This is a genomic window from Borreliella carolinensis, assembly GCF_032595855.2.
In the GTDB taxonomy this organism is placed as follows: Bacteria; Spirochaetota; Spirochaetia; order Borreliales; family Borreliaceae; genus Borreliella; species Borreliella carolinensis.
Genome location: NZ_CP132453.1, coordinates 799,853 through 814,283, shown reverse-complemented (window position 1 = coordinate 814,283; position 14,431 = coordinate 799,853). Strand labels below are relative to the sequence as shown.

At 27.3% G+C, this 14,431-nt stretch carries 16 protein-coding genes; 15 read left to right on the top strand and 1 reads right to left on the bottom strand.

The features are described from left to right. Positions 1–10: 10 nt before the first annotated feature. The 13 genes from flgG (at position 11) to QIA46_RS03840 (ending at position 11,947) form a co-directional block, all read left to right on the top strand. A complete protein-coding gene (gene flgG, locus QIA46_RS03900) occupies positions 11–808 on the top strand; it encodes a flagellar basal-body rod protein FlgG (protein ID WP_317260473.1) in 798 nt (265 codons plus the stop codon). Between the two features lie 199 nt (positions 809–1,007). Continuing rightward, the gene (locus QIA46_RS03895) at positions 1,008–1,442 is read left to right on the top strand and encodes a hypothetical protein (protein WP_301341894.1); all 435 of its coding nucleotides are present in this window, start codon (positions 1,008–1,010) and stop codon (positions 1,440–1,442) included. 180 nt (positions 1,443–1,622) lie between these two features. After that, the gene (locus tag QIA46_RS03890; protein WP_317268500.1) at positions 1,623–2,621 is read left to right on the top strand and encodes a flagellar basal body P-ring protein FlgI; all 999 of its coding nucleotides are present in this window, start codon (positions 1,623–1,625) and stop codon (positions 2,619–2,621) included. Beyond that, a complete protein-coding gene (locus QIA46_RS03885) occupies positions 2,611–2,964 on the top strand; it encodes a rod-binding protein (protein ID WP_317268499.1) in 354 nt (117 codons plus the stop codon). Before QIA46_RS03890 ends, QIA46_RS03885 begins: the two co-directional genes overlap by 11 nt. 153 nt (positions 2,965–3,117) lie before the next feature. Next, complete coding sequence (gene rpoS / locus QIA46_RS03880) at positions 3,118–3,918, top strand: RNA polymerase sigma factor RpoS (protein WP_317268498.1); 801 nt, start codon at positions 3,118–3,120, stop codon at positions 3,916–3,918. Between the two features lie 50 nt (positions 3,919–3,968). After that, positions 3,969–4,850, top strand: a complete 882-nt coding sequence (locus QIA46_RS03875) for a divergent polysaccharide deacetylase family protein (RefSeq protein WP_317268497.1) — start codon at positions 3,969–3,971, stop codon at positions 4,848–4,850. Beyond that, positions 4,847–5,887, top strand: coding sequence for a tRNA (adenosine(37)-N6)-threonylcarbamoyltransferase complex transferase subunit TsaD (gene tsaD / locus QIA46_RS03870; protein WP_317268496.1), 1,041 nt, complete (start codon positions 4,847–4,849; stop codon positions 5,885–5,887). Before QIA46_RS03875 ends, tsaD begins: the two co-directional genes overlap by 4 nt. Beyond that, a complete protein-coding gene (locus QIA46_RS03865) occupies positions 5,862–6,656 on the top strand; it encodes a PfkB family carbohydrate kinase (RefSeq protein ID WP_317268495.1) in 795 nt (264 codons plus the stop codon). Before tsaD ends, QIA46_RS03865 begins: the two co-directional genes overlap by 26 nt. 151 nt (positions 6,657–6,807) lie before the next feature. Further along, positions 6,808–7,899: an undecaprenyldiphospho-muramoylpentapeptide beta-N-acetylglucosaminyltransferase gene (gene murG, locus QIA46_RS03860; RefSeq protein WP_317268494.1), complete on the top strand. Its 1,092-nt coding sequence runs from the start codon at positions 6,808–6,810 to the stop codon at positions 7,897–7,899. Further along, positions 7,896–8,384 (top strand): CvpA family protein, encoded by a 489-nt coding sequence (locus QIA46_RS03855; protein WP_301341887.1) that lies wholly within the window; start codon positions 7,896–7,898, stop codon positions 8,382–8,384. The genes murG and QIA46_RS03855 overlap by 4 nt, the downstream gene beginning before the upstream one ends. 10 nt (positions 8,385–8,394) lie before the next feature. After that, positions 8,395–9,441 (top strand): hypothetical protein, encoded by a 1,047-nt coding sequence (locus QIA46_RS03850; RefSeq protein ID WP_317268493.1) that lies wholly within the window; start codon positions 8,395–8,397, stop codon positions 9,439–9,441. Beyond that, positions 9,438–10,586 (top strand): two-component system sensor histidine kinase NtrB, encoded by a 1,149-nt coding sequence (locus tag QIA46_RS03845; protein WP_317268492.1) that lies wholly within the window; start codon positions 9,438–9,440, stop codon positions 10,584–10,586. Before QIA46_RS03850 ends, QIA46_RS03845 begins: the two co-directional genes overlap by 4 nt. Before the next feature lie 2 nt (positions 10,587–10,588). After that, a complete protein-coding gene (locus QIA46_RS03840) occupies positions 10,589–11,947 on the top strand; it encodes a sigma-54-dependent transcriptional regulator (RefSeq protein ID WP_317268491.1) in 1,359 nt (452 codons plus the stop codon). Between the two features lie 257 nt (positions 11,948–12,204). Here the strand turns inward: QIA46_RS03840 and QIA46_RS03835 are convergent, their stop codons facing one another. Then, entirely contained in the window at positions 12,205–13,092 is an 888-nt protein-coding gene (locus QIA46_RS03835) for a LysM peptidoglycan-binding domain-containing M23 family metallopeptidase (protein ID WP_317260463.1), read from the bottom strand. A gap of 114 nt (positions 13,093–13,206) precedes the next feature. Between QIA46_RS03835 and QIA46_RS03830 the strand changes: the two genes are divergently transcribed. Together QIA46_RS03830 and QIA46_RS03825 are read left to right on the top strand one after the other, a co-directional pair. Further along, a complete protein-coding gene (locus QIA46_RS03830; RefSeq protein WP_014023967.1) occupies positions 13,207–13,545 on the top strand; it encodes a nucleoside triphosphate pyrophosphohydrolase family protein in 339 nt (112 codons plus the stop codon). A gap of 30 nt (positions 13,546–13,575) precedes the next feature. Then, positions 13,576–14,430, top strand: coding sequence for a DUF368 domain-containing protein (locus tag QIA46_RS03825; protein WP_317268490.1), 855 nt, complete (start codon positions 13,576–13,578; stop codon positions 14,428–14,430). Position 14,431 lies beyond the last annotated feature (1 nt).

Sequence of the window (14,431 nt, the reverse complement as noted above, 5' to 3'; positions counted from 1 at the left end):
AGCATATTTTATGATGAGAGCATTATGGACAGCAGCAAGCGGAATGACTGCCCAACAATACAATGTAGACACAATTGCCAACAACCTTTCAAATGTGAATACTACGGGTTTTAAAAAGATAAGAGCAGAATTTGAAGATTTGATTTATCAAACCCAATACAGAGCAGGAACTCCCGCAACTGAAAATACTTTAAGACCGCTCGGAAATCAAGTTGGGCACGGAACAAAAATTGCTGCTACTCAGAGAATATTTGAACAAGGAAAAATGCAAGCCACCAATTTACTCACTGACGTTGCTATTGAAGGAGATGGATTTTACAAAATTCTTCTGCCCGATGGAACTTATGCATATACTAGAGATGGATCATTTAAAATCGATTCTAATGGGGAGCTTGTAACAAGCCAAGGATACAAGGTATTGCCCAACATATTCTTTCCAGAAGAATATATCCAAAGCTCAATTACAATATCTGAGCAAGGAATAGTGTCGGTAAAAATTGATAACAGCAACGACCCAATAGAGCTTGGACAAATTGAAATATCAAGATTTGTTAATCCTGCAGGACTAAGCGCTATTGGAAGCAATTTGTTTAAAGAAACAGCCGGATCAGGTCAAGAAATAGCAGGAATACCGGGAAGTGAGGGCATGGGAAGGCTAAGACAAGGCATACTTGAAATGTCAAATGTATCTATTGCCGAAGAAATGGTAACAATGATAGTAGCTCAAAGGGCTTATGAAATAAACTCAAAGGCCATTCAAACTTCAGACAATATGCTAGGAATTGCAAATAACTTAAAAAGGCAATAAAATAAAAAAAAGATTATTTGTTTTTATTTTATTTTTCACAACAAGCTCAATTATAAGTGCCGCTCATGATTTGTGCTTCAACATTACTCCTAGTAAGGCATATTTCTTTTCAAAGAAGTACTCAAAAATATGCAACAATCAAAGCTTATCAAAAATATATGTCCCACCACATTTAACAAAAAAATCAATAATTTTTGAAATGATTTATTACATTACAAAAAATTTATCAAATGAAAATATCTATATACTTCAATTCAACTTTGATGAATCTGAAATAAACATAGAAGATAAATTTTTCAAAAAAATAAAATTTAAAATAAAAAACAACAATTCATACAAAAATATTCCAATTCAAAAAACTCTGGTTTATTATGCAAAAAACTTTGAAAGCTATAAAAGACACAATTACATTAATATGTATATTGATATAATCGAGCCAATTGTATTTGCAAAAGAAAATCTAAAAAAAAATGAAATCCTTAATGAGCACAATATATACTTTAAATACAAAATTAACACAACAAGAATAAATGATGTTTTAAGTTTAAATGAATTAAACAATAGTAAATATAAAGTTATACGCAACATAATCAAAAATGAAGAGATAAGATTAAATAAAGTACAAAAAGAATAATTCCTTATTTTATCTTTCTCAATATAAAAATTATTAATTTTTATCTGTCTTAATACAGATAAACAGATAATATTTAACAAATTAAGGATTAATTAGCAATTTGAATAAAAAAATTTCATTAATTACAATAATTGATATAAAATAATAGATATTAAAGAAATAAAATAAATAGGGTAAAGAATGAACAAACTAATGTTGATGTTAACTGCATTTGCAACAAGTCTGCTAGCCCAAACAAACACAGATTCAACAGGACTAAAAACAGAGCAATCATTTAAGAATAGCCTGTCTGAAAGCGTCAAATTAAAAGAAATTGCGGATATTTATCCCACAAATACAAATTTTTTAACAGGTATTGGAATAGTAGCCGGTCTTGCTGGAAAAGGAGACTCTGAAAAACAAAAAGGCCTTATAATTAAAATTTTAGAAGAAAACAATACAATAAATGAAATAGACCCTAATAACATAGAAAGCAAAAATATTGCACTAGTAAATGTCAGCCTCCAAGTAAAAGGCAATGCAATCAAAGGCTCAAAACATAAAGCTTGCGTTGCATCAATATTAGACTCAAAAGATTTAACAAATGGAATACTTTTAAAAACAAACCTTAAAAATAAAGAGGGAGAAATAATAGCAATTGCATCAGGAATTATACAGTCCAATAATAAATTAAAAGGATCTGGATATACTCTAGACAGTGTAATAATAAATGAGAATCAAAATATTAACTATGGTTATAATATAATTCTTAAAAAAGGAAATTATACATTAATAAATAAAATTCATAAAATATTAACCTCTAAAAAAATCAACAATAAAATTAAATCAGATGACACAATAGAAATAGAAGCAAAAAATATAAGCCTATTAGAAGAGATTGAAAATATTATAATAGAAACCAGCCCTAAAATATTAATAGACAAAAAAAATGGCATTATTCTAGCAAGTGAAAATGCACAAATAGGAACGTTTATATTTTCTATTGAAAAAGACGATCAAAACATTTTAAGCAAAAATAACAAAACAGCAATTCAAGTAAACTCAATGAAATTAAATGAATTTATATTAAAAAATTCCGACAATCTTAGCAATAAAGAATTAATTCAAATAATTCAAGCTGCAAAAAAAATCAATAAATTAAATGGGGAACTTATTTTGGAGGAAGTTGATGGAAACTAAAATTACTAAAATTAATTTACAAAATATAATTAATTCACAAAATCTAAAATTTAAAAATCAAATAAATAAAATAAATAATTTAAAAAATCCTATAGAAATAAAAAAATTCTTTCAAAAAAACGAAGAACTTCGAAAAGCTTCTTTAGAATTTGAAGCTATGTTTATCAAACAAATGCTTGAAAGCATGAAAAAAACTCTTAACAAAGATCAAAATTTGTTAAACGGAGGCCAAGTAGAAGAAATTTTTGAAGACATGCTTTGCGAACAAAGAGCAAAACAAATAGCACAAGCTCAAAGCTTTGGACTTGCCGATTTAATTTACAATCAATTACAAAAAAAGTAAATAATTCGAAAAATATCCACCCCTCCCCAACCTCAAAATTATATCCAATTTAATTTAAAAATGGTTTTAAACTAAATTGGCACAATTTTTGCATGAAAGCTAAGTAGTAAAACTTAATCACAATATTCAAGAAAGGGGAGAAAATATAATATTATGAATATATTTAGCAACGAGGATTTAAACATATATTTAAAATCAGTAAGAGAACACAAACTAATTACTCACGAAGAAGAGATTAAACTTGCAGGACAAATACAAAGAGGCAATGCAAAAGCAAAAAATAAGATGATAAATGCAAATTTACGACTTGTTTTAAAAATAATAAAAAGATATGCGGGCAAAGGACTAAAAATTGAAGACTTAATTCAAGAAGGCAACTTGGGATTAATAAGAGCTGCTGAAAAATATGACCCAAATAAAAATACCAAATTTTCAACTTATGCATCATTCTGGATCAAGCAATCACTACAAAGAGCATTAAACACTAAAACTAGATTGGTAAAAGTCCCATACAGAAAAGAAAATCTAATACTACAAATAAATAAATATTTAACAGAAGAAGAAAAATCGCCCAAAAAAGAAGAAATAATGAAAAGATTCAATTTATCTCCTGCCCAGTATATAAAAATTATTCCTTATCTTGAAAAAGAATACTCTCTGGACAAAGAAATAGAGGGTTCAGAAAATTCAACACTCTTGAATCTATACGAGGATAATTCTTTTAACCCCGAAATTACCCTTGAACAAGATTCAACTCTAAAACATTTAAATTATATACTTGAAACAAAATTAAATGAAAAGGGAAGATACATAATCAAAAAAAGATACAACCTAGACAATAGCCCCAAAAAAAGCACCTTAAAAGATATTTCAACAGAACTTGGAATATCATCAGAAACTGTAAGACAGATTGAAAAAAGGGTTCTTAAAAAACTAAAAGAAGAGATAAATTAACATTGACATTCATGACATGTTTTGGTCTACTTTTAAGTCAGTGGTCATGAATGTTTATATTTTATATTAAAAAAAACAAGTTTATTATTGTTGTTTTTATTATAATCTCTATTATTATTGCAGCAACTCAGACATTTGCAAGTTTTTTCTATTTTAACAACAATTCAAAAGTTGCAAATGTCCCACTTAAAAATAGGTTTGAAAAAATACAAAAAACCAACTTAATAATAAAAAACAACAAAACAGATGAAAACGCAAAAAGCAAGCCTAAGTTTTACTTAATCATCGACGATGTGGGTTATGATGAATTTATGTTGGCACAATTTATAAAACTTAATCTTAAAATAAATTATGCTATTATTCCATTTTTACCAAAATCAATGAGTTTATACAAAAAACTTATAAATGCTAACAAATCAGTAATAATACATTTTCCAATGCAATCAAAACATAGAAATTCAATAGAAAAATTTCATATAAACATAAAAGATAAAAAAGAAGAAATACACAAAAAAATCGAAAAAGCATTTAAAAAGTATCCTGATGCAAAAATAATGAACAACCATATGGGAAGTTTAATCACTTCAAACAAAGATTTGATGAGAATAATTTTAGAAAAGCTTAAAGAGATTGACAGATATTTTTTCGACAGCGTAACTATTGCAGGAAGCGTACCAGAAATAATAGGCAAAGAAATTGGGGTTAAGGTAGAAAAAAGAGACGTATTTCTTGATAGCAAAGATACAGAAGAATCCGTAATCAAGGAACTTGAAAAAGCAAAAAATATTGCCAGAAAAAACGGAATAGTAAAAGTAATCGGACACATTTGGTCTAAAAATACGCTAAAAGTCCTTAAAAAAGAGGAGCCTGATTTAAACCAGGAATTCGAATTTGAAAACTTATTAAATCTTTACGAGGAAACAATCAGATGAAAGTGCTTGGAATAGAAACTTCTTGTGACGACTGTTGCGTAGCTGTAGTAGAAAATGGAATTCATATTTTAAGCAATATAAAATTAAGTCAGACAGAACACAGAAAATATTATGGCATAGTACCCGAGATTGCTTCAAGGCTTCATACTGAAGCTATTATGTCTGTTTGTATAAAAGCACTCAAAAGGGCAAATACTAAAATATCTGAAATTGATTTAATAGCTGTAACATCTAGACCTGGACTTATTGGGTCTTTAATAGTTGGATTAAACTTTGCCAAAGGTCTGGCAATTTCATTAAAAAAACCTATTATTTGCATTGATCACATCTTAGGACATCTTTATGCTCCTTTAATGCACTCAAAAATAGACTATCCATTTATATCATTATTATTAAGTGGTGGACATACATTGATTGCTAAACAAAAAAATTTCGATGATGTTGAAATACTTGGAAGAACTCTAGATGATTCTTGCGGAGAGGCTTTTGACAAAGTAGCAAAACATTATGATATGGGGTTTCCGGGAGGCCCAAACATCGAACAAATATCTAAAAATGGAGATGAAAACACATTTCAATTTCCAGTTGCCACCTTTAAAAAAAAAGAAAACTGGTATGATTTTTCATACTCTGGACTAAAAACAGCTTGCATACACCAACTCGAAAAATTCAAAATCAAAGATAATCCAACAACAAAAAATAATATAGCTGCAAGCTTCCAAAAAGCTGCATTTGAAAATCTAATAACCCCGCTAAAAAGAGCGATAAAAGATACTCAAATTGACAAATTGGTAATAGCGGGCGGAGTTGCAAGCAATTTATATTTAAGAGAAAAAATAAATAAACTTAAAATACAAACTTACTACCCTCCTATTGATCTTTGCACAGATAATGGAGCAATGATTGCGGGACTTGGATTTAATATGTATTTAAAATATGGAGAAAGTCCAATAGAAATTGATGCAAATTCAAGAATAGAAAATTACAAAAACCAGTATAGGGGGAAAAATAATGAAAAGAATTTTAGCAATGCATGATATTTCAAGCATGGGAAGAACATCTCTTACAGTATGCATACCGATAATATCTTCGTTTAATCTGCAAGTTTGTCCTTTTGTAACGGCCGTCCTTTCTGCTTCCACAGCTTATAAAAAATTTGAAATAGTGGATTTAACCGATCATTTGGAAAAATTTATCAATATGTGGAAAGAGCAAAAGGAACACTTTGACATACTTTATACGGGATTTCTAGGAAGCGAAAAACAACAACTAACAATAGAAAAAATAATTAAATTAATAAAATTTGAAAAAATTGTAATTGATCCTGTGTTTGCTGACGATGGAATAATTTACCCTATATTTGATAATAAAATAATTGGTGGATTTCGAAAAATAATAAAATATGCAAACATAATAACACCTAATATCACTGAACTTGAAATGCTAAGCAAAAGCCCACAACTTAAAAACAAAGATGATATCATAAAAGCAATATTAACTCTTGATACAAAAGGGATAGTAGTTGTTACAAGCGTTAAAAAAGGAGATCTTTTGGGAAACATTTGTTACAATCCCCAAAACAAAGAATACTCAGAATTTTTTTTAGAAAAATTAGAACAAAATTTCAGCGGAACAGGAGATTTGTTTACTAGTTTGCTTATAGGATACTTGGAAAAATTCGAAATAGAACAAGCCCTAGAAAAAACAACAAAAGCTATTCACTTAATAATAAAAGATTCAATTAAAGAAAATGCTTTAAAAAAAGAAGGGGTTCGGATTGAAAAGTTTTTAAAAAATACATTTTGAATTTAAATTTCATTAAATTCAATTTTAAAGAATGAGTCGATTTTTAGTACAAAGAAAATATTTTTTAAAGTGAAATATATTGCTAGAATAAAATGTACAAAAAATCTATTACAAAGCGTGTGCTTTATTATTTTTATGAGTAAAAAAATATATGTCAAATAAAAAAATAATATTTTTTACAGGGGGGGGAACTGGGGGTCACGTATTTCCAGGAATATCCATAATACAGACATTAAAAGAACTTGACAATGAAATTGAATTTTTTTGGATAGGCAAAAAAAAATCTATAGAAGAAAAATTAATAAAAGAACAAAATAATATTAAATTTATTTCGGTTCCATGCGGAAAACTTAGGCGTTATTTTTCTTTTCAAAACTTTACTGACTTTTTCAAAGTAATACTTGGAATAATAAAAAGCTTCTATATATTACAAAAATATAAACCTCAGATTATCTATGCAACTGGGGGATTTGTTTCAACCCCTGCAATTATTGCATCTAGCTTGCTAAAAATAAAAAGAATAACCCATGAAATGGATCTAGACCCCGGACTTGCAACAAAAATTAATTCTAAATTCGCAAATAAAATACACATAAGCTTTAAAGAAAGCGAAAAATACTTCAAAAGCCACAAAAACATTGTCTACACAGGATCTCCCATAAGAAGAGAATTTTTAACTCCAAACCCCAAAATCATCAAACAATTAACACAAAACACTGACAAACCAATTATTAGCATACTTGGGGGATCTCTTGGGGCTAATGCTTTAAACAACCTTGCGCTCTGTATTAAAAGGGATTTTGGAATCTATTTCATTCATCAATCAGGGAAAAACTTAAATGACTTAAGAGAAGACAATTACCTTAGAAGACAATTTTTTAGTGCAGAAGAAATGGCAAGCGTAGTTAAATTTTCCAATATAATAATAAGCAGAGCTGGAGCCGGAGCAATAAAAGAATTTGCAAATGCTGGCACATGTGTAATTTTGATTCCATTTAAAAAAGGTTCTAGAGGAGATCAAATCAAAAATGCAAAACTACTAGAAAATCAAAATGCTTGCATTTATATAGATGAAGATGAAATTTTAAATACAAATATTTTAAAAATCATAAAAGAAATTTTAAAAGATAAAGAAAAAATCAACTCTCTCAAAGAAAATATCAAAAAATTCAACAACAAGCATTCTTCAACTTTAATAGCCAAATTACTAATAAAAGATATTAAGGAGATAAAATCTAAATGATAACAAACGATCCTGTAAAAATAACCGGAATAGTAGACATACTAATAATAATAATTTTTACATCTTTAGGATTTAGAGGATTTTTAAGAGGATTTATTAAAGAAATTAGTGGATTTGCTGAAGTTTTTGTTTTAATACTACTGCTTTACAAAAAAACCGAAGAGTTTAGAAGGCTGATTGAGCCTATTGTTGAACTATCCTACATTCAAGCACTACTTGTATTTTTTCTGCTCATACACATAGGATTTTTAATCCTACAGGCATTAATAGAGTCAATAATAAGTCAACTTAAATTATTATTCTTTAATAGAATACTGGGCCTAGTACTTGGCCTACTTGAAGCTTTTGGAATAATTGCAATCGTGGTTTACATAATACACTCGCAACAAATATTTAAACCCGAATATTTCCTAAAAGAAAGCAAGCTACTTGATTATTTAAATCCTGGAATAAACTATCTCTTTAAAATTTCAAAAACAAAATAAGGAGCCAAAAATGACAATGCTTCCAAAAATTGCTCAAGACATAATAAACACATATGATCAAAAACTATTGCCAAATGCAATTCTTTTACTAGGAGAAAAATTTTCATCAAAAAAGATCAGTGCTATTGAGATTGCAAAAAAAATATTAAACGGGAAAAACTTAACAAACCCCAATTTACTCATTTTCTCAAATTTCGATACAGTAGAAGCAAAAGCGCATCTTTCTACAAATTCACATCAAATAGCAAATAAATACTTAGAGTACATTAAAACTGTAATTTTTACCAAATGTAATTTCAGTAGTGAAAAAAATTTGAAAAAAATAGAGAAAAATATCAATTATATTAATTCTGTTTATTATGAAAAAGAATACAATGAAAACATAAAAAATGAGCTTATAAAAAATATAGAAAATATAAACAAAGAAATAAATCATAGTATTACTGTTCATGATGTAAAAAAAATTCAAACTTGGATTTTTTCTGAAAAAGAAAAATCAAAGGTAATATACATAAACGAAATCGAAAATTTATCATTCAATGTACACAATTCACTTTTAAAAATACTAGAAGAGCCACCTTCAAATATCTACTTTATCTTAGCAGCAAGAAATAAAAACAAAATACCAAAAACAATACTTTCAAGACTTAGAGTTTACAATTTCACAAAATCAGAAAGAAACTTAGAAATTCAAAAATTCAAGGAAAGTTTTCTAATAAATAAAGACATAACAATTGAAGAGTATTTTGCCTCATTTTACAAAGAAGAAAGCAAAAAAATAAAAAAAGAATTGATAAAAATCATAAATATAATAAAAGAAAAAAAATCCATATTCAATCTTGAAGAAAGCGAATTTATAAAAGATGATCAAAGCTTTAAAATATTTTTAAACGAACTTGCAATTAACATTAGAAAAGATTTTTTAGAAAAAAAAATAAACATAAATCAATATCTCAAATATACACAGCATTTGAAAAATATTTACAAATATCGCCCTTATAATCAAAATAAAAAATTAATAATAGAAAACTTGATGCTAAATTATGAAGAGATATGAATAATTTTTTCAAAAAAGCTTTAACAAAGCTAAACAAATTATCTAATGAAGAAAAAACTAAATTTATTGAACAAATTTACAAAAAAATAGAAATATATGACGGAATATTTGCATCAATTAATGAAGGCATCATTGTACTTGACAAACAAAACAATATAATCTACTCAAACAAGATTTTATACCAAATTTTAGCTTTAACGTCTAAATCAAAAATAGAAATTCTTGATGATATTCAAATTCCAATCTTAATAAATTTAATAAAAGAGCTGGTTAGAACAGAAGATAAAATAATAGGATTAGAAGTTCCAATCTCAAACAGCATATATATTAAAATTTCATTTATGCCTTATGTAAAAGAAAAAAAACTTGAAGGCAATATTATTTTAATCGAAGACATTAAAGAAAAAAAAAAGAAAGAAGAGCTGTTTATAAGAGTTGAGGCTTTAGCCTCTTTTACAAGACATGCAAGAAATATTGCCCATGAAATCAAAAATCCACTTGGAGCAATCGATATAAATTTACAACTGCTAAAAAAGGAAATTGAAAAAGAAAAAATAAAAAATAGCAAAGCTGAAAATTATTTTAAAGTAATAAAAGAAGAAATAAACAGAGTAGATAAAATAGTAACAGAATTTTTATTAACCGTAAGGCCAATAAAAATTAACTTACAAGAAAAAGACATTAAACAAGTAATAGGCAGTGTGTGTGAATTGTTAAATCCTGGATTAGAAAACAAAAACATAAAACTATTGCTTAATTTAAACAAAACAAGCAATATTCTCATTGATGAGAAACTATTAAAACAAGTTATTATAAACATAGTTAAAAATGCAGAAGAAGCACTACTTGAAACAAAAAAAGAAATAAAAAAAATAGAAATTTTTCTTTTCGAAAAAGACAATAAAATACATATCAACATAAAAGATAATGGCAATGGAATAAAAGATGAGGTAAAAGAGGAAATATTTAAACCTCAATTTAGCACAAAAGAAAAAGGAAGTGGAATAGGTCTTACTATTTCTTATAAAATAATAAAAGAGCTTGGGGGTGAAATTTTTGTGGAAAGCAAAGAAGGCAAAGGCACTATTTTTACAATTACACTTCCTAAACTAAATAAAAAAAATATTTTAATTGAAGGGTATTGAAAATGAGCAAAATACTTGTAGCTGATGATGAAAAGAATATTAGAGAAGGAATTGCTACTTATCTTGAGGATGAAGGATATTTTGTTTTCACTGCTAGTGACGGAGAAGAAGCTCTTGAAACAATTGAAAATGAAAATCTTGATGTAATAATATCTGACCTGAGAATGCCTCAGATATCTGGAGAAAAATTGCTCAAAATAGTTAAAGAAAAAAACCTGGGAATACCTTTTATTATTCTAACTGCCCACGGAACAGTTGATTCTGCTGTGGATGCCATGAGAGAAGGTGCTTACGATTTTTTAACAAAACCCTTAGACCTTGAAAGACTTTTACTAATAATAAAAAGATCACTAAATAAAAAAGAAAATAACGACAATGAAAATGCCAATTTAGAAAATATACTAATAAGAAAAGACCTAAAATACTATGAAAAAATTATGGGAAAATCACTATTAATGCAAAAAATTTTTGAACTTGTATTAAAAATAGCAAAATCAAATGCATCTGTTCTTATAACAGGCGAAAGCGGTGTTGGCAAAGAAATAATAGCGGATGCTATTTTCGATCTTTCAAATAGAAATGACAAACCATTTATAAAAGTAAATTGCGCTGCACTTTCTGAAAGCATTCTTGAAAGCGAGCTTTTTGGTCATGAAAAAGGAGCATTCACTGGAGCAATTTCTCAAAAAAAGGGCAGATTTGAGCTTGCAAACAAAGGCACAATTTTCCTTGATGAGATAGCAGAAATTTCACCTGAAATTCAAGTTAAACTTTTAAGAGTACTGCAAAACAAAACCTTTGAACGTGTGGGAGGGGAAACTACAATTAAAGTTGATATCAGGCTTCTGGCTGCAACAAACAAAAACATTGAAGAAGAAATTAAAAAGGGAAAATTTAGAGAAGATTTATTTTATAGATTAAATATTATTAATATAAACATACCACCTTTAAGAGAGAGAAAAGATGATATATCTTATTTAACAAACATACTAATAAAAGACGTTGCAAAAGAAAACAACAGAGAAGAAAAAACTCTTTCTAATGATGCAATGAAAGCTCTCTATTATTACGATTGGCCAGGAAATATTAGAGAATTAAAAAATGTACTTGAAAGCGCATTAATATTATCAAAAGGTAAACAAATCGCTAAAGAAGATTTACCAGTAAAAATCAAAAATAATGAAAATCTTATATTTAAAATAACACTACCAATAGGAATTAGCCTAAAAGAGGCCGAAAAAGAAATAATAAAACAAACACTTTTTCATTCTAAAAACAACAAGAGCAAATGCGCTGAAATACTAAAAATAGGAAGAAAAACTTTACACAATAAAATAATCGAATATCACATTGATCAATAAGATTTCTTTTAAACGATTATTATATTATTAAATTATAATAAATACAAAAAAATAACATTGCTTTAAATTAGATGTATAGTTTTGAAACCAAAAAATTTTTTAATACCAATAATTATATTAAAATGAAACACTTTCTTTTAAAATCTTGGTGTAAAAGTGTAAAAATATTTTTATCAAACAAATAATTATACACCATTATTTATTAATAATCAATACAATTTGATAATATAATATATTTAGCTGGCTTACAACTAGCTTTACTTTAAAAACTTCAAGGGATTAATGGGAATATTTTTTTTTAATATTTCAAAGTGTAAATGGGGACCCGTTGAACGCCCTGTTTGCCCTACTCTTCCAAGAAATTCACCCGATTTAACAAAATCCCCTATCTTTACAGAATATGAATTTAAATGCCCGTAAAGAGATTTAATATTATTTTTATGACCAACTACAACAAAATTACCATAAAGATCATTGTATCCAGCTTCAATGACTACTCCAGAAGAAGAAGAATACACTTCCGTATTCATCGGAGCTGCAAGATCTATTCCCGTATGAAAACTTTTATTGCCGGTAAAAGGATCATTTCTAAATCCAAAATCAGAACTAACAATAAATTTTTTTAAAGGAAAAATAAAGTTGGCATTTAAGAAAAAAAGCAACTCTGTGCCTGAAAAAAGTCCAAAATCTGGATTCTTGACAAAATCAAAAAAATAAAATTCATAAACCCTGTCATTTCTTTTAATTTTTACCTTTTCAGCTTTAGTAAGATCTCTTGTTGCTAAAAGCAAATTATTAAACCTGTAATCCTTACTATCAAAAACAAAAATTCCCTTTTTGCTAGGAATAAGAATCTCTTGTCCGACACTCACAACAGGGGAATCTAATAAATTAACAGTAGCAATGCCAGACTGCCATCCATTTATTTTATTGGCAATTTTAAAAAAAGTATCTCCTTTTTTAACTTTATACAAGTAAAAAAACAAGGGAATATGCTGTTTTTTGTTATATTTTAAAACTTTAATTTTAAGATCAGAAAAAACAGGATCTTTTCTTGAAAAATTTTTTATTTCTGGATAAGAAAAAACACAAATTATATTTAAAAAAATGAAACCTACTTTAAATATCAAAAAAGTTTTACTCATTCATACTACAAATTCTTTTACGATTAATTAATCAAATATAATAAAAAACACAAAAAAAATAAATCCTGTTTGGACTTGCAAATAATAATAAACTGTAATAAACTTTCTCTCAACATGGAGCTAAACGAATACCAAGAAAAAGCAAAAAAAACTGCTAAATACAAAAATAAAAAAGAAGAATTAATTTTAACAACACTTGGTCTTGCTGGTGAAACTGGAGAAGTTGTTGAAAAAATAAAAAAATTAGGAAGAGACAAAAATTACATTATTGATGATGAGTATTTAATATCAATTAAAAAAGAGCTTGGGGACGTATTATGGTACTTATCAAGCTTAAGCAATAATTTGGGCATTACGCTTGAAGATGTTGCTCTTACTAACCTAAGAAAAATACAAAAGCGACATGAAAATGGAACAATAAATGGCGAAGGCGACGACAGAGAAGACATTTAAATTAAAAATATTAAAAAACCTAAAATAAAAATGCTTAATATTTATATCAAGGGATTCTTACTTGGAATTGCAAACATAATTCCGGGGGTTTCTGGGGGAACACTAGCTTTAATATTAAAAATTTATTACAAAATAATAAACTCTATCTCAGAAATTTTAAAGCTCACAGAAATTAAAAAAAATTTAATGTTTTTAACTATTTTGGCAACAGGAATGCTAACCTCAATATTATTAACTGCAAAAATATTTAAAGCTTATGCTTTTGATAATGGAATAATAGAAGCGCTGCTAATAACATTTTTCATAGGATTAGCATTTGGGAATATAATAACACTAAAAACAGAAATATCTATAGAGATAAATAGTAATACAAAAATATTAAATAATTTATTGTTTTTTATTGGCATGAGCATTATTGTACTCTTGTTAATAATCAAAGAATCAAATATACAATTACAAAGTACAATACCTAAAGACAAAAACTCAATAAAATATTACTTATTATTGATATCTTCTGGAACAATAAGCGGAGCATCAATGATCTTGCCAGGGATCTCGGGATCTGCAATGCTTTTGCTGCTTGGCTTTTATAAAGAAATAATACTTATTATATCTGAATTTAACATTACACTTATTACAATATTTGCAACAGCTGCAACAATAGGAATAATTACATCAATATTAATAATAAAGAAAATAATAGATAATAACTTAAATAATTTTATTTATTTATCAAAGGGCTTAATTTTTGGATCAATTCTACAAATGATATTAATTGTATTTAAATTGAACTTTAAAATCAGCTTTGTATCTTCCACATCTTTAGGAGCATTATTTATACTGGGAATCTTTATAAACAAAAAATTGGCTGAAAAATACCAATAAA